Below are 22,991 nucleotides of genomic sequence, written 5' to 3' on the forward strand. Positions count from 1 at the left end.
TAAAGCTGTTACAATCTTGTGTCTTTCCAAAAATTTACCTTGAGATGAGAAGAAGGATTATAGGGAAGAAGTTTGTATCCTTGTGACTGTAAATAATCAATTACTTTTGGCAGTATTTGTACGGTTACACTCGAATCATGCATTAAAATGACTTCGACTTGTTCATCACTTTGATTACGTACTCTTTCGAGTATGGCAGAAGGATTGTCATAGCTTTTCCAGTCGTATGTATCGATCGTCCAATCCCACATTTTATACTGGGCCGATACAAGTGCGTCACGGTAATTCTTTTTTAAGTAAGGCATACTACCATATGGAACGCGAACGAGATGTGTATTTAATTTCGTAACTTGCTGGACAATGCTTTGTGTTTGCTCCATTTCTGCAATTAAAGTGGAAGGGTCACCAGTGTAAAGGCGTTTTACATCGTGTGACATACTGTGAAGTCCGATATAATGTCCGTCTTTAATTAATCGTTGCATTGTCTTTTTATAATGTGGTACTTTTCCACCAATAACAAAGAAAGTTGCTTTTCCGTTCTTTTCTTTTAAGATGTTTAAAATTTGTGTAGTATATTTGTTTGGCCCGTCATCAAATGTTAAGTACGCAATTTTTTGTGTAGGAGAAGTTGTTTCAGTATTTGGATGATATTCAGCAGGAATAACAGTTGTTGCTTCAGTATTAGATGATACGTACATAGTAATCGTTAAAAATAAAATAATACATTGAAATACTCGCTTGATCATAACATTCACCCTCAGTTTGACAATCAAGATGTAAAAAAGAAAACTTGATACTTTTCTTATTATGTATATCTTTCTCCAATAGAGGAACTCTCAAACAATCTATATTTTGGAAATATAAAATGAGAATAAAAAATAGCATCCTCTTATAAGAAAGAGGATGCTATTTGAATATTTCATAATTGAAAAGGCTATACTACAATTAGTCTTCGCGTTTTTTCACTTTTTTATAAAAGGAAATGATTGGTTTGTAGCGTTCATGTACAAGCCCGATTATTTCAGCGATGATTTCTGTGAAGAAAATCAAAGCGAAAAGAAGAATAATGGATAACCATAACGTTGCAGTAGTAAAAATAATGGCATTTACACTAAAGAAAATACCGAATGCGTATATAATTAGTACCGTTTTGCGATGAGAGAATCCCATTGCAAGTAAGCGGTGATGTAAATGCGATTTATCTGGTGCTGAAATAGGTTTTTTATTTACGATACGACGGATGATTGCAAATATCGTATCAAATATAGGTACACCTAAAATGATAATTGGAACGATAAAACTGAATAACGTTACACTTTTGTATAATCCAAGTAACGATATAACAGAAATACAGTATCCTAAAAATAGTGCTCCTGTATCTCCCATGAAAATTTTTGCTGGATGGAAGTTGTAGAATAAAAATCCAATTGTACTTGCTAATATAATTAATGCAAGTGGCAAGATAATAGCTGTTCCAGTACCCCATGGGCTAGTGAAGGCCATATATGCTAGCGTTGCAAGTACGATAGATGAAATCCCAGCAGATAATCCATCTAAGCCGTCAATTAAGTTGATTGCATTCGTAATACCTACAAGCCAAAATACTGTAATTGGATAAGCAAGCCATCCAAGTTCAGTATCCCCAATGAATGGGATATATAATACTTGCACTAATAATCCACTTTTTACAATCATAATGGCAACTAACAGTTGTCCACCGAATTTTACTCTCGCAGATAACTCGTACATATCATCTAAAATTCCGATGATTACAATGATAATTGCACCTAGCGTTATCGATAACATTCTTTGCTCATATAAGCCACCGACAACAAATCCTACAGCTACACCAATAAATATTGCTAACCCGCCAAGACGTGGCATAATCTTTTGGTGCACTTTACGTGCGTTTGGCTTATCTGTCGCTCCTATTTTAAAAGCTAATTTAATAACTAAAGGAGTAACGACAAGTACAGTGATGAAAGATGCCAAAATGGCATAAATCACTTGTGAGTCCATTAATACCCCACCCTTTATAGTCTAACGTAATTTTTTTTTTGAAAATATATTTATCTGAAAATTATGATGTTTGTTTACAGGCTCATAACATATGGTATCACAAAAAGATTAGAATTCAATCTTTTTTTCTTTTTACGGTTAATGGAAGCGAATAAAATATATGACAATTGTATATAGAATGTTGAATCATATAAGAAGGTTAATCGTACTGGACTTCGGAATGTGACATTTTCTCTTTTTCTTCGATAGTGAATACTTTTATTTCAGTATTATAAGTGTTGCACGTAGAAATGAGTAAGTCTCGTGTTAAAATGTGGGAATTTATTACACGTGACCTGGCAGCCTCATTCTCACTGATTAAGTTTTACTTTATAGTGCATTTAATTTTACAAAAACTTTAAAAAAAGTAAGGGAAGTAATTCATATAATGAAAAAGGAAAAGGGTTTTCTCATTTTTAACGTGAGAGGGGGAAGCGCAGGGAGAGTTCTATAGTTCATATCTTTTCTATTGTAAATTCCTGTGCGAAAAGGAAATGAAAATTACGATAGTAGGTACTGGATATGTTGGGTTGATTACAGGAGTAGGATTGGCAAAATTAGGGCATTCAGTTACATGTTTTGATATAGATAATGAAAAAATTGAACGGATAAAACAAGGGGATTTACCTATTTATGAGGTTAGATTACATGAATTAATAAATTATGCATATGAGAATAATGCTTTAACTTTTACATCAAATAAAGAAGAGGCATTTGATGATGTAGAGTTTATATTTATTGCAGTTGGAACACCGCCTTTATTAGATGGGACGGCAGATTTAACGTATATTCAGAGTGCTTGTAACGATATTGGATTATATGCGACGAACGATATTATTGTTGTTACGAAAAGTACAGTTCCAGTAGGTACAAATGATGTAATGAAGGGATGGATTGAGGAGAAGTTAAAAGGGAGGCATACAGTACATATCGTATCGAATCCAGAGTTTTTGCGTGAAGGTTCAGGTATTTATGATTTCTTTCATGGAGATCGTATTGTAATTGGAGCGGATAGTGAGGAAGTAGCAAGAAGAGTAGAGAGTTTGTATAGTGAATTATGTTTAGAAACGTATGTTACAGATATTAAAAGTGCAGAGATGATTAAATACGCGTCGAATGCCTTTTTAGCTACAAAGATTAGTTTCATTAATGAAATTTCAAATATATGTGAGAAAGTAGGCGCGAATGTATTGGATGTTGCCAAAGGGATGGGAATGGATAAGAGAATTGGTGCATCTTTTTTAAATGCGGGCATTGGCTACGGAGGGTCGTGTTTTCCGAAAGATACGAAAGCACTGGTACAAATTGCGGGAAATGTTGCTCATGATTTTCGTTTGTTAAAAGCGGTTATTGAAGTAAATAATAAGCAGCAGCTGCTATTGATTGAAAAAGCCAAAAAAGTTATGAATATGAATAAAAAGCGGATTGCAGTTCTTGGCGCATCCTTTAAACCGAATACGGATGATATTAGAGAAGCATCATCTCTTATTATAATAGAAGCATTACTTAATATAGGTGCAGATATTGCTCTTTACGACCCAAAAGCAATTCAATATATGAAAAATATATTTGGAGATGCTATACAATATAGTAGATGTATAGATGAATCGATTAGAGATGCGAGTGCGGCTTTTATCGTAACAGAATGGAAAGATATTCAAACATATCCGTTAGAAAAGTACGTACAACTTATGAGGGAGCCTATTTTATTTGATGGGAGAAATTGTTATACTGATGAAGATGTTAAGAAACAAAAGATAGATTATTACTCGGTGGGAAGAAAAAGTATTTGTAATAGAAAAGTTTCTGTTATGCGTTAAAAAGGAAAGTACTCATGCATATTTTTATATGTCATAATAGAAGCTGTAATTAGTGAAAGAAAAGAGGCAATCACATGACTGAACGTTTAAAAGTAATGACAATTTTCGGGACACGTCCAGAAGCAATTAAAATGGCACCTCTTGTATTAGAGTTGCAAAAACACCCAGAAAAAATTGAATCGATTGTGACTGTAACAGCACAACATCGCCAAATGTTAGATCAAGTATTAAGTATCTTTGGAATTACGCCAGATTTCGATTTAAATATCATGAAAGACCGCCAAACTTTAATTGATGTTACAACGCGTGGTTTAGAAGGTTTGGATAAAGTAATGAAAGAAGCGAAGCCGGATATTGTACTTGTACATGGTGATACAACAACAACATTTATTGCAAGCTTAGCTGCTTTTTATAATCAAATTCCAGTAGGTCATGTTGAGGCGGGCCTTCGTACGTGGGATAAGTATTCTCCATATCCAGAAGAGATGAATCGTCAATTAACAGGTGTAATGGCGGATCTTCATTTCTCACCAACAGCAAAATCAGCAACGAACTTACAGAAGGAAAATAAAGATGAGTCACGTATTTTCATTACAGGAAATACAGCGATTGACGCGTTACAAACGACTGTAAAAGAAACATATAGTCATCCTGTACTAGAGAAACTTGGAAATGATCGTCTTGTACTTATGACAGCTCACCGTCGTGAAAACTTAGGTGAACCGATGCGTAATATGTTCCGTGCAATTAAGCGTCTTGTTGATAAGCATGAAGATGTACAAGTTGTGTACCCTGTTCATATGAACCCTGTTGTTCGTGAAATAGCAAATGAAATTTTAGGTGAACATAACCGTATTCATTTAATTGAGCCGCTAGATGTAATTGATTTCCACAATGTTGCAGCTCGTTCATACTTAATGTTAACGGATTCTGGTGGTGTACAAGAAGAAGCTCCATCACTTGGGGTACCAGTTCTTGTTCTTCGTGATACAACAGAGCGTCCTGAAGGTATTGAAGCAGGTACGCTGAAATTAGCAGGAACAGACGAAGAGACAATCTTTGGTCTTGCAGATGAGTTGTTATCAGATAAAGAAGCTCATGATAAGATGGCGAAAGCATCTAACCCTTACGGTGATGGTCGTGCATCAGAGCGTATTGTAGAAGCGATTTTACAACACTTTAATAAGTAAATAAAAAAGGCCCAATCGGATAGATTGGGCCTTTTTTTACGGCTGATTGCGCATAATCCACTCTGCATGAGCATTTGTAGAAGGTGGCGGATCAGTTGGTGTGTTATTTTGGTTTGTCTCTTTTTTTGTTTGTTCGTTAGAGGTAGAACTTGAATTTGAATCAGGATTTGAGTTGTTTTTTGTAGTTGGTTTTTTTGCTTTTTCTCCTAATTCTTTTTCAATTTCGTTACGCACCGTTTCTACACTGATTGGATCTGGAAGGAAGTAATAAATACCGCCTATCTTTTTGTCTTCGCCTTCAAGCTTTAACGTTTGCATTGTAGAAGGATCAAATCCAGAAAGTTTATTGTAAAGAGCAAGTCCGTCTGAAATAGGAATGTCGGTTTTTATATATTTTCCAACGACAGCTGTTAAATCTTTAATTTTAAATACAGTAGAGGTGGAGTTTAGTTTATGAGCAACAGCGGCCAGTAATTGTCTTTGTCTAGCAGCTCGACCATAATCGCCATTTGGATCTTGCTTTCGCATACGGACGTAAGCAAGTGCTTCTTCACCGTTTAAGTTTTGCTGTCCTTGCTTAAATTGAATTTTTTTGTAGTAATCCACGTCAGAGCGCTCCCAGAAATCGAAGGGTACGTCAACGGTAACGCCGCCAACAGCATTAACAATACCTTTAAAGCCTTGGAAATCAATTTTCAGATAATGGTCTACAGGAACTTTTAGAAAGCCTTCGACAGTTTTGATTGCCATTTCTTCTCCGCCGTAAGCATGGGCAGCGTTAATTTTGTCTTCCTTATTTTTGCCAACAATTTTAACTCGAGAATCACGAGGAATACTCATAAGTGAAATCTTTTGCGTTTTTGGATTGACTGTTGCAAACATTAATGAGTCTGTACGACCATTTTGACCATCTGTCGCATAATCTTCTATACCCATAATGAGAATTGTAAAAGGTTCTTTTGTAATTTCTACATCTTTGTTTCTTAAATCTGATTTTTCACGAGTAAAACCACTATACATCCCCATAAGAGAAGAGTAAGAATTTAACACATAAACTCCTATGCTGCCAAATAAAAATGCGAAAATAAGGAAGAAGAAAAGTTTCCTTCTTCGCTTCTTTTTTATTCTGCTATTTTGGAGATGATAATAACGTTCTTCCATATATAATCTCCTTAGTTCGTTAGTTCATTTGTAGGGAAGTAATTCACTACATTAATCTTTGAAGGTGATAAATGGGTTATGCTTAGATAACATCTTGTTCTAAGTACAACATATCTCCTTCTGTAATTGTACATTTCCCGTTTGTTAATTCAATCATCCAATCTGTAAATGCTTGTTTGCCGTCTTCTTCTACATACGTATCAAATGTGACATTTTCTAGATAATGAATATCTTTAATGGCATATTTTGAATTGCGTAATTCATTTTCCACTTTGCCAAGTAATGTGTAATCAATCTCGGTTTGCATCACACGCATTAGTTTTCGCTGGACAACACCGACATGATTAATGCCTTCGCTTGTACACTTTCCATATGCACGAATTAATCCACCTGCACCAAGTTTAATGCCACCAAAATAGCGTGTTACGACAACAACGGTATCTTTTAGTCCACGTTTTTTTAGTACTTCCAGCATTGGTACGCCAGCTGTACCGCTAGGCTCGCCGTCATCATTTGCTTTTTGAATATGATCTTGTTCGCCAATTAAATAAGCGGAACAATTATGTGTTGCATTCCAATGTTGTTTTTTTATTTTTTGTATAAATTCTTGAGCCTCTTCCTCAGTCGTTGCTCGGCTAATATAACAAATAAATCTTGATTTTTGAATGACGATTTCGTGTTCGCCGTAGTCTTTGATTGTTAAATATTGTAATAGCACTTGTGTACGCCCCTATCTATCAAAATGACTAGTACTTTCCATTTTAAAAGCGAGCCTTTTTATATTCAAACATTTTTTCTAAGTATGCTGAAGTTTTTGGTGAGTATTTTATCTTTTTGTTGTAATTTGTCGAGATGGTAGGTATAATTTCAACCGGCATTTTCATGTATGGATGCACCATTTGTAGTTTTCGTGTAAAATTAGGAAATAAAACTTTTTATAAGGCAGGTACGAAAATGAAAATAGCTATTGTTACTGATAGTACGGCATATATACCGAAGCAAATTCGTGATGAACTCAATATATATATGATTCCATTAAACGTTGTGTTTGGAACAGAATCTTATCAAGAAGAAGCTGAAATTTCAGCAGATGATTTTTATGTGAAAGTACGTGAACAAGAGGAACTTCCAAAAACTTCTCAACCAGCAATCGGAAAGTTTGTTGAGCTATATGAAGAACTAGCTAAAGATTATGATGCAGTTATTAGTATTCACCTATCAAGTGGAATTAGTGGTACATATCAAACATCAACGACAGCTGGACAGATGGTAGAGGGTATTGATGTATACACGTATGACTCTGAAATTAGTTGTGAAGTACAAGGATTTTATGTGCGTGAAGGTGCAAAGTTAGCAAGTGAAGGAAAGAACCCAAAAGAGATTATCGCTCGTTTTGATGAAATGAAGAAAACGATGGACGCCTATTTTGTAGTTGATGATTTACATCATTTACAACGTGGTGGTCGATTGAATAGCGCGCAAGCTTTCATCGGCAGTCTGTTACAAGTGAAGCCAGTTTTATATTTTAGAGATAAAATCATTATTCCGTTTGAAAAGATTCGTACACGTAAAAAAGCATTAAAACGTATCATTGAAATTTTTGATGAGCAAGCAAGTAAAGGTGTACCTATGGAAGCAGTTATCATTCATGCACAACGTGAAGAAGAAGCGAATGAATGGAAGAAAGAATTAGAAGCAAAATATCCTCACGTCACAATTCGTACAGGTTATTTTGGAGCTGTAATTGGTACGCACTTAGGTGAAGGTGCATTAGGTCTTGGATGGTATACGAAGTAATAAAGATATAAAAAGCTCTCTTTTTAAGAGGGTTTTTTTACGGGTATGTTACGTTTAGTTGACAAGTTAATATTTGGAAATGGTAAAATGTACGTAAAATAAAATAATGAGGAAAGTTTTATAACTTACTTTTTACAAGAAACTATATTATAATAGAAGAGAGGTGAAACATATGGAGCATAATTCTTGTTTATGTCCAAAGTTTGAGTCAGCTTTTACTCTGCTTAGTAAGAAGTGGACTGGCTTAATTATTAAATCTTTGCTTGAAGAGTCGAAACGTTTTAGAGAAATCGCAGATATTATCCCAAATATGAGCGATCGTATGTTGTCAGAGCGTTTGAAGGAATTGGAAAGCGAGGGCATTGTAGTTCGTAATGTCTATCCAGAAGTACCAGTTCGAATCGAGTATGGCTTAACTGACAAGGGGAAAGCGTTAGAAAGTGTTATGGATGAGGTCCAAAATTGGGCTGAGAAATGGATGAAGTAGCATTTCATTTGTATTCGTATATTTAATAAAACGTAAGGGATTCCTTACGTTTTTTCTTTGTTTATAGAAGTAAGAAAAGTATGTAAATTTCTACACATATATACAAAAATATACGAATTTTGCGCTAGAGCTACATATAATATTACATTTGTTTTACAAAAACGTAACATTAGCAAAAAAAATCCCGAATTATGGTATAAATTTTATAGGTTATATACGGAAAAAGAAAAAAGAAAGCGGTGTAAAAAATAAAATGAAAAAGCTAAAAATGGCATCTTGCGCATTAGTTGCAGGGTTAATGTTTTCTGGGCTAACACCAAATGTATTTGCAGAAGATAAAATTTCTGACGTGAAATCACAAATTAATACACAAAATGACACTTTACATAAACAACAACAAGAACGTGATGAATTACAAAAGCAAATGAATGACTTAAACAAAACAATTCAAGGTTTAGATAAATCTGTTCAAGAGAATGCTGCAAAGCTTGATGAAACAACGAAAAAAGTTGCTGATACTGAGCAATTAATTGAAAAGAAAAATAAAGATATTGCAGAATTACAAACAAAGATTGCAAAACGTGAAGAACTATTAAGAAAGCGTTTAGTTGCACTTCAAGAACAACCAAATACGAACGTTGTAACAGAAGTTCTTGTAAACTCTAAAAACATTGCAGATTTAGTTGATCGTTTAACTTCTGTTTCTAAAATTCTTGAGTCTGATGAAGATATCATGAAAACACAACAAGAAGATCAAGCTAGTGTGAAAAAAGATGTTGCAACGGTAAAAGAGAAACAAAAAGAATTAAAAGAAGCACAAGCTCAAATTGAAACTGCTAAGAAAGATCTTGACGCTGAAAAAGCGAAAAAAGAAACTGCAGTAAATGATTTAAGCGGTAAAATGGAAACAGTTGTAACTACAATGACAAGTACGGAAAGCCAATTAAAAGAGCTTGAACAACAGGCATTAAAATTACAACAAATTGCTGAAAAAGAAGCGCAAGAAAAAGCTGCACAAGAAGCTGCTGCTCAAAAGCAAGCAGAGCAAGCTGCTAAAGACGCGCAAGCTCAGCCAGCACAGCAACCAGCGGCGGCTCAACCAGCACAAACGCAAGCTCAACCAGCAGCTCCAGCAAATAATGCTGTACAAGCTCCAAAAGAAGAGTCTAAAAAAGAAGAACCTAAAAAAGAAGAAGCGAAAAAACCAGCACCAGTAGTAACAAATGATGGTGGCGGAAGACAAGATGTTGTTGAAAAAGCTAAAGGCTTAGTAGGTCTAAAATACGTATGGGGTAGTGCGTCAATTTCAAACGGTGGTTTTGACTGCAGTGGTTTAATCTCTTACGTTTACGGTTTAGGTCGTCAAGATACTAGAAGTCTATGGAGTTCTGTACAAAAAATCAGCCCATCTGAAGCAAAACCAGGAGACCTTATCTTCTTACAAGGCACATATAGAGCGGGCGTATCTCACGTTGGAATTTACATTGGTGGCGGTCAAATGATTCATGCTGCTGATGAGTCAACAGGCGTTGCTTATGGTAGCGTAAATAGCTCTTACAACCAAAAACATTTCTTAGGTTACGGAAGATTATAGAATTATAATTCAATAAAAAAAGTGTATAAAGTCGATAGCTTACTATTTTATAAGTAGGTTATCGGCTTTTTTGAGTTTTTACGAGATGATGAGAAAGGTTTATAGTAGTGCTGGAGGTGATTGTTGATGGTAGCGGGGAAACAGTTGCTATTAGAAGAACTTTCTTCAGATTTACAAAGGAAATTAAACGATTTGAAAAAGAAGGGAGAGATCGTATGTGTACAAGGTGTAAAAAAGAAGAATTCTAAATATATGTGCCAACGCTGTGGAAATGTAGATCGGCGGCTATTTGCGTCGTTTTTATGTAAAAGGTGCAGTAAAGTGTGCACATATTGCCGGAAGTGTATAACGATGGGGAGAGTAAGTGAATGTACTGTACTTGTTCGCGGGATTGCTGAAAGAAAGAGAGAAAAGAATTCAAATTTGTTACAGTGGAACGGGACGTTGTCTACTGGCCAGAATTTGGCGGCGCAAGGAGTTATAGAGGCTATTAAGCAAAAAGAATCATTTTTTATTTGGGCTGTATGCGGGGCTGGGAAAACAGAGATGTTGTTTTACGGTATTAACGAAGCGCTTCAAAAAGGAGAAAGAGTTTGTATCGCAACGCCAAGAACGGATGTTGTTTTGGAATTAGCACCGAGATTACAAGAAGTATTTCCATATATAAAGGTAGTGGCTTTATATGGAGGGAGTGTAGATAAAGAAAAAGATGCAGTATTAGTCGTTGCGACCACGCATCAATTATTACGTTATTATAGGGCGTTTCATGTCATAGTTGTAGATGAGATAGATGCTTTTCCATATTGTGCAGATCAAATGTTACAGTACGCGGTAAAACAAGCGATGAAAGAAAAAGCGGCGCGTATTTATTTAACTGCGACTCCAGATGAAACGTGGAAGCGAAAATTTAGAAAAGGTGAACAAAAAGGTGTTATTGTTTCTGGACGATATCACCGTCATCCGTTGCCAGTTCCTCTATTTTGCTGGTGCGGAAATTGGAAGAAAAGCCTCAACCGTGAAAGAATTCCTCGAGTTTTACTACAATGGTTAAAGATGCACTTAAACAAAAAGTATCCTGTTTTTTTATTCGTTCCCCATGTACGATATATAGAAGAAATAAGCTCGTTATTGAAATCATTGCATAATAAAGTTGAAGGGGTACATGCAGAAGATCCGATGAGAAAAGAGAAAGTCGCAGCGTTCAGAAAGGGAGAAATCCCATTATTAGTTACAACGACAATTTTAGAGCGAGGCGTAACGGTGAAAAATTTGCAAGTTGCAGTTTTAGGGGCGGAAGAAGAAATATTTTCAGAAAGTGCGCTCGTACAAATTGCGGGCCGAGCAGGGCGGAGCTTTGAAGCACCGTATGGAGAGGTCATTTATTTTCACTATGGCAAGACAAAGGCGATGGTGCGCGCGAAAAAACATATTCAAGGTATGAATAAAAATGCGAAAGAACAAGGATTGATCGATTAATGCATTGTTTACTTTGTGATGAGTGTTTTGTAGAAAAGGTTAGTTGGTACACTTTTTTTGTAAAGTGTCATAGAAAATATATATGTGATAGATGTGAGCAGAAACTTTCCTATATTATAGGAGAAATTTGCATGGAGTGCGGGCGACCTTTAGAATTTGTTCCTGCCTCATTTCAAGAAGACGGTATTTGTATAGATTGTATAAGGTGGATGAAAGAGGAGAAGTATCGTTCTTTTAAAAACCGTTCGTTATATATGTATGATGATGAGATGAAAGAAATAGTAGCGCAGTTTAAGTTTCGGGGGGATGCAGAGTTAGTGCACATTTTTTATCGTCCTTTTCGAAGTTTATTTCAAAAGTGTTTTGCCAATGTTTCAACTGTTATCGCTGTTCCGCTTAGTAAGGAAAGGGAAGTTGAACGTGGTTTTAATCAAGCTGAGTTATTAGCAACTCGTTTGCCTGTCAAAATTTCTTATCCATCATTAAGAAGAAGGGAAACAGAAAAGCAAAGTAAGAAGACACGTAAAGAAAGGGTGTCAGGAAGCAATCCTTTTTATTTTCAGGGAGAAGAGATGTTTTCTGGGCAACATATTTTACTCGTTGATGACGTGTATACGACAGGGATTACGGTCAGGCAAATCGGAAGTTTGTTATATGAAAGAGGGGCAAGGGAAGTATCTAGTTTGACACTTTGTAGAAGTTAATATGGCAGTGTCGAAAGGGATAAGAAAAAGGCGATAAGTCTTCTTTGACTTCATATGTTGTCATTCGTTATAGTCAAAATATGGGGCGAATACCCTGATTTTTAGAGTGAAGGGAATGGAATGAACATGCAAGGAAGAGTGAAATGGTTCAATGCAGAAAAGGGATTTGGGTTTATTGAGCGTGAAGATGGTGACGATGTATTTGTCCATTTTTCTGCTATTCAACAAGATGGGTATAAGTCATTGGAAGAAGGGCAACAAGTAGAGTTTGACATTGTAGATGGAGCACGTGGACCACAAGCAGCTAATGTTGTGAAACTGTAGGGTATATTGTTTTGGGAAGAGAAAGCTGCGTTTGTGGCAACGTTATATATATGTAGTAGAACCTCTTGTTTTTCGCAAGGGGTTTTTGTTATAGGGTAAGTTGTCAAAAAGTTGTTTCTTTTCTGTAACGAATTGTCCACAGAAATATTCGTTATTCACGATGTTAATAGGATAAAATAAAGATAGAAACGATGCATCTTTTCATTTCAACAAAAAACGATAAAAAAATCGCAATTCCACTAATTTTTTTAAAAAAGTTAGAAGGAGTTTTTAAGCCAATGTCGAAATTATAGTACATAGGCTTGAAAGGAGGAATTCATCTATGAAATTCAACATTCGTGGTGAAAATATTGAAGTAACTCCAGCATTAAAGGAATATGTAGAGAAAAAACTAAGTAAGTTAGAGCGTTATTTTGATACATTCCCAGAGATTAAAGTTAATTTAAAAGTATACTCTGACAAGCAACGTGTCGAGGTAACAATTCCATTTACTGATTTATTACTTCGTGCAGAAGAAACTAATAGCGATATGTACGCTGCTATCGATTTAGTAGTTGATAAAATTGAGCGACAAATTCGTAAACATAAAACAAAAGTAAATCGTAAGTTACGTGAGAAAGGTTCTATAAAAACGAACTTTATCCTTCCAGAAGCAGTAGCTGTTTTGGATGAGGTAGAAGAAGATGAATTAGAACTTGTACGTACAAAACGATTCGATTTAAAGCCGATGGACGTTGAAGAGGCAATCCTACAAATGGATATGCTAGGACATAATTTCTTCGTCTTCACAAATGCTGATACAAACGAAACTAATGTTGTATATGGTCGTAAAGATGGGAAATACGGTTTAATCGAAACTAAATAATAATTCGAAAGCGCAGCCAAATGAGGCTGCGCTTTTTTTGCTGAAAATAGATTTTTAAAAAACTTTTCTTAATTTAGAACGAGACAATCGGCCGATTGTTGTCATAGTTATAAGACAAGTGTTACAATTATCATTAGGTATATACATTTTAGTTTTTTTAATTAGGAGAAAAATTGGCATAACATACATTTGATTTTTATAACGACTGATTGTAATAGAGAAAAAGAAAAACAATCGGAAGTTTTATTTTAATAAAAAGAGGAGCGTATTTCCTATGATCGGTATTTTAAAAAAGGTGTTTGATGTAAATCAACGCCAAATTAAACGTATGCAAAAGACAGTTGAGCAAATTGATGCATTAGAGTCATCTATTAAGCCACTAACTGATGAACAATTAAAAGGAAAGACGCTTGAATTTAAAGAACGTCTAACAAAAGGTGAAACAGTAGATGATTTACTACCTGAAGCTTTTGCAGTTGTTCGCGAAGCGGCAACTCGTGTTCTTGGAATGCGTCCATATGGCGTACAGTTAATGGGTGGTATTGCCTTACATGAAGGGAATATTTCTGAGATGAAAACGGGTGAAGGTAAAACGTTAACATCTACATTACCTGTATATTTAAATGCTTTAACAGGAAAAGGTGTTCACGTTGTTACAGTCAATGAATATTTAGCACAACGTGATGCGAGCGAAATGGGACAACTTCATGAGTTCCTTGGCTTAACGGTAGGAATTAACTTAAATAGTATGTCACGCGAAGAGAAACAAGAGGCTTATGCTGCTGATATTACGTATAGCACAAATAATGAGCTTGGATTCGATTACTTACGTGATAACATGGTTTTATATAAAGAGCAGTGCGTTCAACGTCCACTTCACTTTGCTATTATCGATGAAGTCGATTCTATTTTAGTCGATGAAGCACGTACGCCGCTTATTATTTCAGGACAAGCTCAAAAATCAACAGAGCTATACATGTTTGCAAATGCATTTGTTCGTACGTTAGAAAATGAAAAAGATTATTCATTTGATGTGAAAACGAAAAATGTAATGCTAACAGAAGATGGTATTACGAAAGCAGAGAAAGCTTTCCATATTGAAAACTTATTCGATTTAAAACATGTAGCACTTCTTCACCATATTAATCAGGGGCTTCGTGCACACGTTGTTATGCATCGTGATACAGATTATGTTGTACAAGAAGGCGAAATCGTAATTGTAGACCAATTCACTGGTCGTCTTATGAAAGGTCGTCGTTATAGCGAAGGATTACACCAAGCGATTGAAGCAAAAGAAGGTGTAGAAATTCAAAATGAAAGCATGACGCTTGCAACAATTACATTCCAGAACTACTTCCGTATGTATGAAAAATTATCTGGTATGACTGGTACAGCGAAAACAGAGGAAGAGGAATTCCGTAACATTTACAATATGAACGTTATTGTAATTCCGACAAACAAACCGATTATTCGTGATGATCGTGCCGATTTAATCTTTAAATCAATGGAAGGTAAGTTCAATGCTGTTGTTGAGGATATTGTAAATCGTCATAAAAAAGGACAACCTGTTCTTGTAGGTACAGTTGCAATTGAAACTTCAGAGCTTATTTCAAAAATGTTAACGCGTAAAGGTGTACGTCATAACATCTTAAATGCGAAAAACCATGCTCGTGAAGCAGATATCATTGCAGAGGCTGGTATGAAAGGTGCTGTAACAATCGCGACGAACATGGCAGGTCGTGGTACAGATATTAAGCTTGGAGACGATGTGAAAAACGTTGGTTTAGCAGTTATCGGTACAGAGCGTCACGAAAGTCGTCGTATTGATAATCAGTTACGTGGTCGTGCTGGTCGTCAAGGGGACCCTGGTGTTACGCAATTCTACTTATCGATGGAAGATGAATTAATGCGCCGATTTGGTTCAGATAATATGAAAGCAATGATGGACCGCCTTGGTATGGATGATTCTCAGCCGATTGAAAGTAAAATGGTTTCTCGTGCGGTAGAATCTGCACAAAAACGTGTTGAAGGAAATAACTATGATGCACGTAAGCAGTTACTGCAATATGATGATGTACTTCGTCAGCAACGTGAAGTTATTTACAAACAGCGTCAAGAGGTAATGGAGTCTGACAACTTACGCGGCATTATTGAAGGTATGATGAAATCTACAGTAGAACGTGCTGTTGCTCTTCATACACAAGAGGAAATTGAAGAAGATTGGAACATTAAAGGTCTTGTTGACTACTTAAATACAAACCTTCTTCAAGACGGAGATGTAAAAGAAGAAGAATTACGTCGCCTTGCTCCTGAGGAAATGAGCGAGCCAATTATTGCGAAATTAATTGAGCGATACAATGAAAAAGAAAAGCTTATGCCAGAAGAGCAAATGCGTGAGTTTGAGAAGGTTGTTGTATTCCGCGTTGTAGATACGAAATGGACAGAGCATATTGATGCGATGGATCACCTTCGTGAAGGTATTCATTTACGTGCTTACGGTCAAATCGATCCACTTCGTGAGTACCAAATGGAAGGATTCGCGATGTTCGAGTCAATGGTTGCTTCTATTGAAGAGGAAATTTCTCGTTACATTATGAAAGCTGAAATTGAACAAAACTTAGAACGTCAAGAAGTTGTTCAAGGTGAAGCTGTTCATCCTTCTAGCGATGGCGAAGAAGCAAAGAAAAAGCCAGTTGTAAAAGGTGACCAAGTGGGCCGCAACGATTTATGTAAATGTGGTAGCGGTAAAAAATATAAAAACTGCTGTGGTATCGTTCAGTAATATAGGACGGTAGCTTAGGCTGTTTTGCAAACTTTTATATCAAAAATGTATAATTAAGAAGGATTAAACTCTCTCCGTAATAAGTGGAGAGAGTTTCCCTTGTTTTCATACGAAAGTAACAGCAATTACATAGAGGTGAAGGAAATGGAATTAGTAGAAATTAGACAGGAATTAGAGAAAATGGCTAAGCGATTAGCGGCTTTTAGGGGGTCTCTTTGACCTCCCTACTAAGGAGAAACAAATTGCAGAATTAGAAGAGAAAATGATGGGCGCAGGATTTTGGGATGACCAACAAGGCGCACAAGCTGTAATTAATGAAGCGAATGCGTTAAAAGATATGGTTGGAAAGTTCCGTCAGTTAGATGAGACGTTCGAAAATTTAGAAATCACGCATGAGCTTTTAAAAGAAGAGTATGATGAAGATTTACATGAGGAATTAGAATCAGAAGTAAAAGGCTTAATTCAAGAAATGAATGAGTATGAGCTTCAGTTACTATTAAGTGATCCTTATGATAAAAATAATGCGATTTTAGAATTACATCCAGGTGCAGGTGGAACTGAGTCACAAGACTGGGGTTCTATGCTATTACGTATGTACACACGCTGGGCTGAAAAACGCGGATTCAAAGTAGAAACGGTTGACTATTTACCAGGTGATGAAGCTGGTATTAAGAGTGTAACTTTATTAATTAAAGGTCATAACGCTTACGGTTACTTAAAAGCAGAGAAAGGTGTACATCGTCTTGTACGTATTTCACCATTCGATTCTTCAGGGCGTCGTCATACATCATTCGTATCTTGTGAAGTTGTACCAGAGTTCAATGATGAAGTTGAAATCGAAGTACGTACAGAAGATTTAAAAATTGATACGTACCGAGCAAGTGGAGCTGGTGGACAGCACGTAAATACGACAGATTCAGCAGTTCGTATTACACATACACCGACAAATACGGTTGTAACATGTCAGTCGGAGCGTTCTCAAATTAAAAACCGTGAGCATGCGATGAAAATGTTAAAAGCGAAATTATATCAAAAGAAACTAGAAGAGCAACAAGCAGAATTAGATGAAATTCGCGGAGAGCAAAAAGAAATCGGATGGGGTAGCCAAATCCGTTCTTACGTATTCCACCCGTATTCTCTTGTAAAAGACCATCGTACAAATACGGAGGTTGGTAACGTACAAGCTGTTATGGATGGAGAGATTGATCCATTTATTGATGCTTACTTACGTTCTCGCATCTAATAAGCGAAAAAAAGCCAACGAAATTGTTGGCGCATGCTGAGGACAATAGAGGATATAAAGAATTTGATTTTATTTTTATAGATGAAGTAAAGAGGAAGAGAAGTTGGAAACGACAACTTCTCTTTTTGATGGGATTATATGTAGATTACAATGCTGTATATTGTTTTGTAAAAAGTAGAGAATAGTAAAATAGAGCGGTAATATGGTAAAGATTTATATAGAACTTTTCTAATTTTCCTTTTAAAAAGGATGCTTTATAGAAGTTTTTTAAGTTGTTCACAGAATTGAAACAACTTATGAAAGCTTTATTTTATCAAGGTTCTCACTGTATTTTTGAGGAATATGAAATACACCTTAGTTTTTCTATATAAAGATAATGCTTATAATGAAAATGAGTGTGTTAGGAATAAAAAGAATATCAACAATGGGGAGCGATAGAAGTGAAAAAGAAATTGTTGGCTATTGCGCTAGGGACATCGGTTGTTTTTGCTTTAGGAGCATGCGGAAATAAAGAAGAGAGTAAGTCTTCGAAACAGTCTGCAAGTACAGACAGCGCAGAACAAATTTTCCAAAGAAGTTGTGCGGGATGTCACGCAACAGATTTATCAGGGGCAACTGGACCTGATTTAAGAAAAGTAGGCGGTAAGTACGACGCTGCAGATATCGAAGAGATTATTAAAAAAGGCCGCGGTTCAATGTCACCAGGACTTATTCAAGGTGAAGATGCGAAAAAAGTGTCTGAATGGTTAGCTGAACATAAATAAAAAAGGTGAAATGGACGAGTTGATAATATAGTCAACTCGTTTTCCTTTTTTCTGGTATGTAACATAACTGTAACAAAAATGTATCCAAATTGGAAACCGTTTGATGTTACAATGGGGTTTGTAGAATTTTGCTGAAATATATTACATAGAGTGGTATTGCTTATGAGAAAGCATAAGTAAACTATCTTCAACAAGGATGACTAAATGAAAATGAAGGATGTCTTTTGTTTTCAGATGTACAGAAAAGTATTTCGAAAAAAATCATTAAGTATTGGGTGATAAATAATGATAAAAATGACGAATGTTTATAAGGAGTACCCGAATGGTATGAAAGCCATTGCTGGTCTTACAGTTAACATTAAACAAGGTGAATTCGTATACGTAGTTGGACCGAGTGGAGCCGGAAAATCTACATTTATTAAAATGATGTATCGTGAAGAGAAACCATCTACAGGATCTATTAATGTAAATGGACTTACTATCGAAACATTGGCAGAAAGAGACGTTCCGTATTTTCGTCGTCAATTAGGCGTGATTTTCCAAGATTTCAAATTGCTACCTAAGTTAACGGTATATGAGAATGTTTCGTTTGCTTTAGAAGTAATTGAAGAAGAACCGGATGCAATTCGTGAGCGTGTAACAGAAGTTCTAGGTCTTGTAGGCCTTGAAGATCGTGCAGACGCACTTCCAAGTGAGCTTTCGGGCGGGGAGCAACAACGTGTGGCTATTGCAAGAGCAATTGTAAATAGACCAAAGGTTGTAATTGCCGATGAGCCAACAGGTAACTTAGATATTGAAACAGCTCTTGATATTATGAATATTTTTACTCGCATTAATGAGCGCGGCACAACGATTGTTATGGCGACGCATAATGCAGATATCGTAAATACAATCCGTCATCGTGTAATCGCGATTGAAGGCGGAAAAATTGTTCGAGATGAGATTGAGGGAGGATACGGATATGAAGGCTAAGACCCTTAGTCGACATTTGCGAGAAGGTGTAAAGAATCTATCACGTAACGGATGGATGACATTTGCTTCTGTTAGTGCAGTAACAGTTACATTATTACTTGTAGGTGTCTTTTTAACAGCGATTATGAATATGAACCATTTTGCGACGAAAGTAGAGCAAGATGTAGAGATTCGTGTACACATTGATCCAGCTGCAAAAGAAGCGGATCAAAAGAAATTAGAAGAAGATATGAGTAAGATTGCAAAAGTAGATTCTATTAAATATTCTTCTAAAGAAGAAGAGTTAAAACGTTTAATTAAAAGCTTAGGTGATAGTGGAAAAACGTTTGAGTTATTTGAACAAGATAACCCACTTAAAAACGTATTCGTTGTAAAAGCAAAAGAACCAACCGATACAGCGACAATCGCGAAGAAGGTTGAAAAAATGCAGTTTGTTAGTAATGTTCAGTACGGAAAAGGACAAGTTGAACGATTATTTGATACTGTAAAAACTGGTCGTAACATTGGGATTGCGTTAATTGCTGGTCTTTTATTCACAGCGATGTTCTTAATCTCTAATACAATTAAAATTACAATTTATGCTCGTAGTACAGAAATTGAAATTATGAAACTTGTTGGTGCAACAAACTGGTTTATTCGTTGGCCATTCTTGCTAGAGGGATTATTCTTAGGAGTATTAGGATCAATTATTCCAATTGGCCTAATTCTAATTACGTATAATTCGTTGCAAGGTGTGTTTAATGAAAAACTTGGCGGAACAATTTTCGAGCTTCTACCATACAGTCCGTTCGTATTCCAATTAGCTGGTTTACTAGTGTTAATCGGTGCTTTAATCGGTATGTGGGGAAGTGTAATGTCAATTCGTCGCTTCTTAAAAGTATAAAAAGTTGCAAACATAATTCGTACAAGCTTATCATATAGTAGAAATAGGTAAAGGCATCACACACTGTGTGATGCCTTTTGCTACACCACCTGTGTGTTTTGGAAAGGGGAATTCCGCATTGAAACGTAGAGTTGCAATTATTGGAATGGTTGTTGCATTTTTAATTGGTGCTGGCGGAATGTTTGCAGGCATGTCTGTATTTGGGGTTAACCCATCAGAAGTAACGCAAACAATTTCGAGTGGGAATGCTAGCACTGCGCAAGGGAATTTGGCAAAAATTAATGAGGCGTATGCACTAATTGATTCACGTTATGTGGAAGACGTGAAAGATGAAAAGTTAGTTGAAGGTGCAATACAAGGTATGTTGTCTACGCTGAAGGACCCTTATTCCACGTATATGGATAAAGAAACAGCCCAACAGTTTAGTGAATCGCTTGATCCCGAATTAGAGGGGATTGGGGCTGAGGTGAACAAGACGGACGGTAAGCTTATTATCGTATCGCCAATTAAAGGTTCACCAGCAGAAAAGATAGGAATTAAACCGAATGACCAAATTTTATCTGTAGATGGAAACAGTGTGAAAGACTTATCACGTGAAGAAGCAGTATTAAAAATTCGTGGTAAAAAGGGAACGACTGTCGCAATTGAAATTAAACGTGCGGGAGTAACTGATCCGATTGTATTTAAAATTAAGCGTGAAAAGATTCCGATCTTTACAGTGTTTAGTTCTGTGAAGCAAGAGAGCGGAAAAGATATCGGTTATATGCAAATCACTTCTTTTGCTGAAAATACAGCGAAAGAATTTAAGGATCAGTTAAAAGAGTTAGAGAAGAAAAATATAAAAGGCTTAGTTATTGACGTGCGTGGTAATCCTGGTGGCTACTTAAATAGTGTAGAAGATATACTAGGGGAAATTATGACGAATAAAAAGCCGATGCTACAAGTAGAGCAGCGAAATGGTGAGAAGAAGAAATTCTCTACGGAACTGAAAGAGAGAAAACCATATCCAATTTCAGTATTAATTGATAATGGAAGTGCTTCTGCTTCAGAGATTTTAGCGGGTGCGCTAAAAGAAGGAGAAGGATACGATTTAATTGGTGAAAAGACATTTGGTAAAGGTACTGTCCAGCAAGCTGTTCCATTTAAAGACGGCAGCAACATTAAATTAACGATGTTTAAATGGTTAACGCCGGATGGGAACTGGATTCATAAAAAAGGAATCGCGCCAACAGTAGAAGTGAAGCAACCAAATTATTATCATGCGACACCAATTCAAATTGAAAAAACACTTTCATACAATTCAAATGATGTACAAGTAAAACATGCTCAGGAAATGCTTAAGAGCTTAGGTTATGTACCAGGTCGTGAAGATGGATACTTTAGTAAAGAGACAGAATCGGCTTTGAAAGCATTCCAAAATGCAAATGAAATGGAAGCGACAGGACAGCTTGATAAAAAGACAGCTGAAGCGATTCAAACTAAAATTATTGAAAAAATCCGTTCTGGAGAAAATGATTTACAATTACAGTCAGCATTAAAATTAATGGCAAAATAAGAAGAAATACAGGCAGTTTGCTGCCTGTATTTTTTTGTGTTAAACAAACGTTTGTTTAGTTATGATAATATAAAAAGAAAGAATGATATAAATGGTGGTGAATGAGTTCGTGGAGGCGTGGATTTTTGAAATAATGCGGGCAGTTGGACGTTTTTTCTTACACCCTGCTGTCTATATATTTGTAATAAGTAGTATCTTCGTTGGATACTTACGTATGTTAAGAGAACGAAAAGATTTTTCTTTTAAAGTTTATGATATTTGGTTTGAACTGCGAACCTCTCTATTTGCAGGGATTGGATACGGATTAGTAGTATCTATTATTACGATTGGGCTTGGACTTGTTGTTTCTAAAGCAAGCTTATGGGCCATTTTAATTTGGACGTTACTATTTGGATTAACGGCTATGTATCGATATTTATCGGCGGCTTATACATTTAGCATTGCGATTGTATGTGTTCTATTATCTTCTAAGCTACCAGTTTCCTTTTTACAGCTTCGAGAAGGTGAAGAGAGTACCATTGTATCCCTTGTTATTTTACTAGGCGTTATGCTTATTGTAGAAGGCTTATTGATTTCGAAAAACGCAGTAGGATATTCGACGCCGAGGCTTAGGCAGGGGAAGCGTGGATTAAAGATTGGTTTACACGAATCAAAGCGTTTATGGATCGTTCCTATTTTTATTCTTGTACCGGGTGATGTGGTAACGCAGTTTATTTCATGGTGGCCTGTCGTTTCAATAGGTTCAAATACATATTCTCTATTCCTCGTTCCATTTTTAATTGGATTTATGAGAAGGATTAGAAGTTATGAGCCGACGGAAGCTTTATTATTTACAGGAAGACGTGTGTACGGATTAGCAGGACTTGTGCTCGTTTTAGGAATCGCAAGTTACTGGTGGCACGTACTTGCAATTATCGCGATGGGAGTCGCTATGCTTGGGCGTTTCACAATTTCGATGCAAGAAAAAATTGCCGATGAAACAAGACCAGCGTATTTTGCTGCACGCAATGATGGGCTCGTTGTACTAGATACAATTCCAAATACAATTGGAGCAGAGCTGAAATTACTGCCTGGAGAAATTATTACGAAAGTAAATGGAGTCATCCCAAAAAGCGCCGAGGAATTTTATGATGCGCTTCAAACGAAGACGACAGGAGCATTTTGTAAATTAGAAGTATTAGATACAAATGGTGAGCTTCGTCTTGCACAAACTGCATTATATGCTGGTGGACATCACGAATTAGGTATTGTATTCGTTGAACAGGAGCATGAGTGGGATTCGGAAGCGATGTAATAGAAGGAATGGTATCACCTTG

20 protein-coding genes are annotated in these 22,991 nt (G+C 36.2%); 16 read left to right on the top strand and 4 right to left on the bottom strand.

All coding sequences use genetic code 11. The annotated features are described in order from the left end of the window. Positions 1-8: 8 nt before the first annotated feature. Positions 9-746 carry a polysaccharide deacetylase family protein gene (locus tag HMAS_RS22140; protein WP_000597149.1) on the bottom strand — a complete coding sequence of 246 codons (738 nt, stop codon included), beginning with the start codon at positions 744-746 and terminating at the stop codon, positions 9-11. Between the two features lie 199 nt (positions 747-945). Continuing rightward, positions 946-2,019, bottom strand: a complete 1,074-nt coding sequence (locus tag HMAS_RS22145; RefSeq protein ID WP_000378318.1) for a glycosyltransferase family 4 protein — start codon at positions 2,017-2,019, stop codon at positions 946-948. A gap of 533 nt (positions 2,020-2,552) precedes the next feature. Here HMAS_RS22145 and HMAS_RS22150 point away from each other — a divergent pair. Next, complete coding sequence (locus HMAS_RS22150; protein ID WP_116345032.1) at positions 2,553-3,878, top strand: UDP-glucose dehydrogenase family protein; 1,326 nt, start codon at positions 2,553-2,555, stop codon at positions 3,876-3,878. Positions 3,879-3,952: 74 nt separating this feature from the next. Beyond that, positions 3,953-5,068 (top strand): non-hydrolyzing UDP-N-acetylglucosamine 2-epimerase, encoded by a 1,116-nt coding sequence (gene wecB / locus HMAS_RS22155; protein WP_000140145.1) that lies wholly within the window; start codon positions 3,953-3,955, stop codon positions 5,066-5,068. 36 nt (positions 5,069-5,104) lie between these two features. On the opposite strand, the gene HMAS_RS22160 is transcribed toward wecB, so the two are convergent. Both HMAS_RS22160 and HMAS_RS22165 read right to left on the bottom strand, forming a co-directional pair. Further along, entirely contained in the window at positions 5,105-6,229 is a 1,125-nt protein-coding gene (locus HMAS_RS22160; protein WP_116345033.1) for an LCP family protein, read from the bottom strand. Between the two features lie 82 nt (positions 6,230-6,311). Continuing rightward, on the bottom strand, positions 6,312-6,947 hold the full coding sequence (locus tag HMAS_RS22165) for a YigZ family protein (protein WP_000926669.1): 636 nt from the start codon (positions 6,945-6,947) through the stop codon (positions 6,312-6,314). Positions 6,948-7,183: 236 nt separating this feature from the next. Here HMAS_RS22165 and HMAS_RS22170 point away from each other — a divergent pair, with 236 nt between their 5' ends. The 14 genes from HMAS_RS22170 to HMAS_RS22240 all read left to right on the top strand — a co-directional run bounded on the left by HMAS_RS22170 (position 7,184) and on the right by HMAS_RS22240 (position 22,969). After that, positions 7,184-8,026 carry a DegV family protein gene (locus HMAS_RS22170; RefSeq protein ID WP_000684725.1) on the top strand — a complete coding sequence of 281 codons (843 nt, stop codon included), beginning with the start codon at positions 7,184-7,186 and terminating at the stop codon, positions 8,024-8,026. Positions 8,027-8,198: 172 nt separating this feature from the next. Then, on the top strand, positions 8,199-8,513 hold the full coding sequence (locus tag HMAS_RS22175; RefSeq protein ID WP_000400857.1) for a winged helix-turn-helix transcriptional regulator: 315 nt from the start codon (positions 8,199-8,201) through the stop codon (positions 8,511-8,513). 148 nt (positions 8,514-8,661) lie between these two features. Next, the gene (locus HMAS_RS22180) at positions 8,662-10,107 is read left to right on the top strand and encodes an NlpC/P60 family protein (protein WP_000499476.1); all 1,446 of its coding nucleotides are present in this window, start codon (positions 8,662-8,664) and stop codon (positions 10,105-10,107) included. Positions 10,108-10,233: 126 nt separating this feature from the next. Beyond that, positions 10,234-11,583 (top strand): ATP-dependent helicase ComFA, encoded by a 1,350-nt coding sequence (gene comFA / locus HMAS_RS22185; RefSeq protein WP_000225361.1) that lies wholly within the window; start codon positions 10,234-10,236, stop codon positions 11,581-11,583. Further along, positions 11,583-12,287: a ComF family protein gene (locus tag HMAS_RS22190; RefSeq protein WP_116345034.1), complete on the top strand. Its 705-nt coding sequence runs from the start codon at positions 11,583-11,585 to the stop codon at positions 12,285-12,287. The genes comFA and HMAS_RS22190 overlap by 1 nt, the downstream gene beginning before the upstream one ends. Positions 12,288-12,413: 126 nt before the next feature. Continuing rightward, positions 12,414-12,611 carry a cold shock protein CspC gene (cspC, locus tag HMAS_RS22195; RefSeq protein WP_001990088.1) on the top strand — a complete coding sequence of 66 codons (198 nt, stop codon included), beginning with the start codon at positions 12,414-12,416 and terminating at the stop codon, positions 12,609-12,611. 322 nt (positions 12,612-12,933) lie between these two features. Further along, positions 12,934-13,476: a ribosome hibernation-promoting factor, HPF/YfiA family gene (gene hpf / locus HMAS_RS22200; RefSeq protein WP_000671185.1), complete on the top strand. Its 543-nt coding sequence runs from the start codon at positions 12,934-12,936 to the stop codon at positions 13,474-13,476. 274 nt (positions 13,477-13,750) lie between these two features. Continuing rightward, positions 13,751-16,258: a preprotein translocase subunit SecA gene (gene secA / locus HMAS_RS22205; protein ID WP_000579387.1), complete on the top strand. Its 2,508-nt coding sequence runs from the start codon at positions 13,751-13,753 to the stop codon at positions 16,256-16,258. A 144-nt stretch (positions 16,259-16,402) separates the two neighbouring features. After that, positions 16,403-17,501 (top strand): peptide chain release factor 2 gene (gene prfB, locus HMAS_RS22210; protein WP_096001716.1). Its coding sequence is split into 2 segments (ribosomal slippage): positions 16,403-16,474 and positions 16,476-17,501, totalling 1,098 coding nucleotides; the frame shifts between segments, so codons are not numbered across the junction. A 440-nt stretch (positions 17,502-17,941) separates the two neighbouring features. Next, complete coding sequence (gene cccB / locus HMAS_RS22215; RefSeq protein WP_000727971.1) at positions 17,942-18,265, top strand: cytochrome c551; 324 nt, start codon at positions 17,942-17,944, stop codon at positions 18,263-18,265. A gap of 285 nt (positions 18,266-18,550) precedes the next feature. Then, positions 18,551-19,237, top strand: coding sequence for a cell division ATP-binding protein FtsE (ftsE, locus tag HMAS_RS22225; RefSeq protein WP_000594321.1), 687 nt, complete (start codon positions 18,551-18,553; stop codon positions 19,235-19,237). Then, positions 19,227-20,120, top strand: coding sequence for a permease-like cell division protein FtsX (gene ftsX / locus HMAS_RS22230; RefSeq protein ID WP_000645027.1), 894 nt, complete (start codon positions 19,227-19,229; stop codon positions 20,118-20,120). The genes ftsE and ftsX overlap by 11 nt, the downstream gene beginning before the upstream one ends. A 70-nt stretch (positions 20,121-20,190) precedes the next feature. After that, complete coding sequence (locus tag HMAS_RS22235) at positions 20,191-21,675, top strand: S41 family peptidase (RefSeq protein ID WP_116345035.1); 1,485 nt, start codon at positions 20,191-20,193, stop codon at positions 21,673-21,675. Positions 21,676-21,766: 91 nt separating this feature from the next. Next, positions 21,767-22,969: a PDZ domain-containing protein gene (locus tag HMAS_RS22240; protein ID WP_116345036.1), complete on the top strand. Its 1,203-nt coding sequence runs from the start codon at positions 21,767-21,769 to the stop codon at positions 22,967-22,969. Positions 22,970-22,991: the final 22 nt, after the last annotated feature.

The organism is Bacillus sp. HMA207, from assembly GCF_003402455.1.
In the GTDB taxonomy this organism is placed as follows: Bacteria; Bacillota; Bacilli; order Bacillales; family Bacillaceae_G; genus Bacillus_A; species Bacillus_A cereus.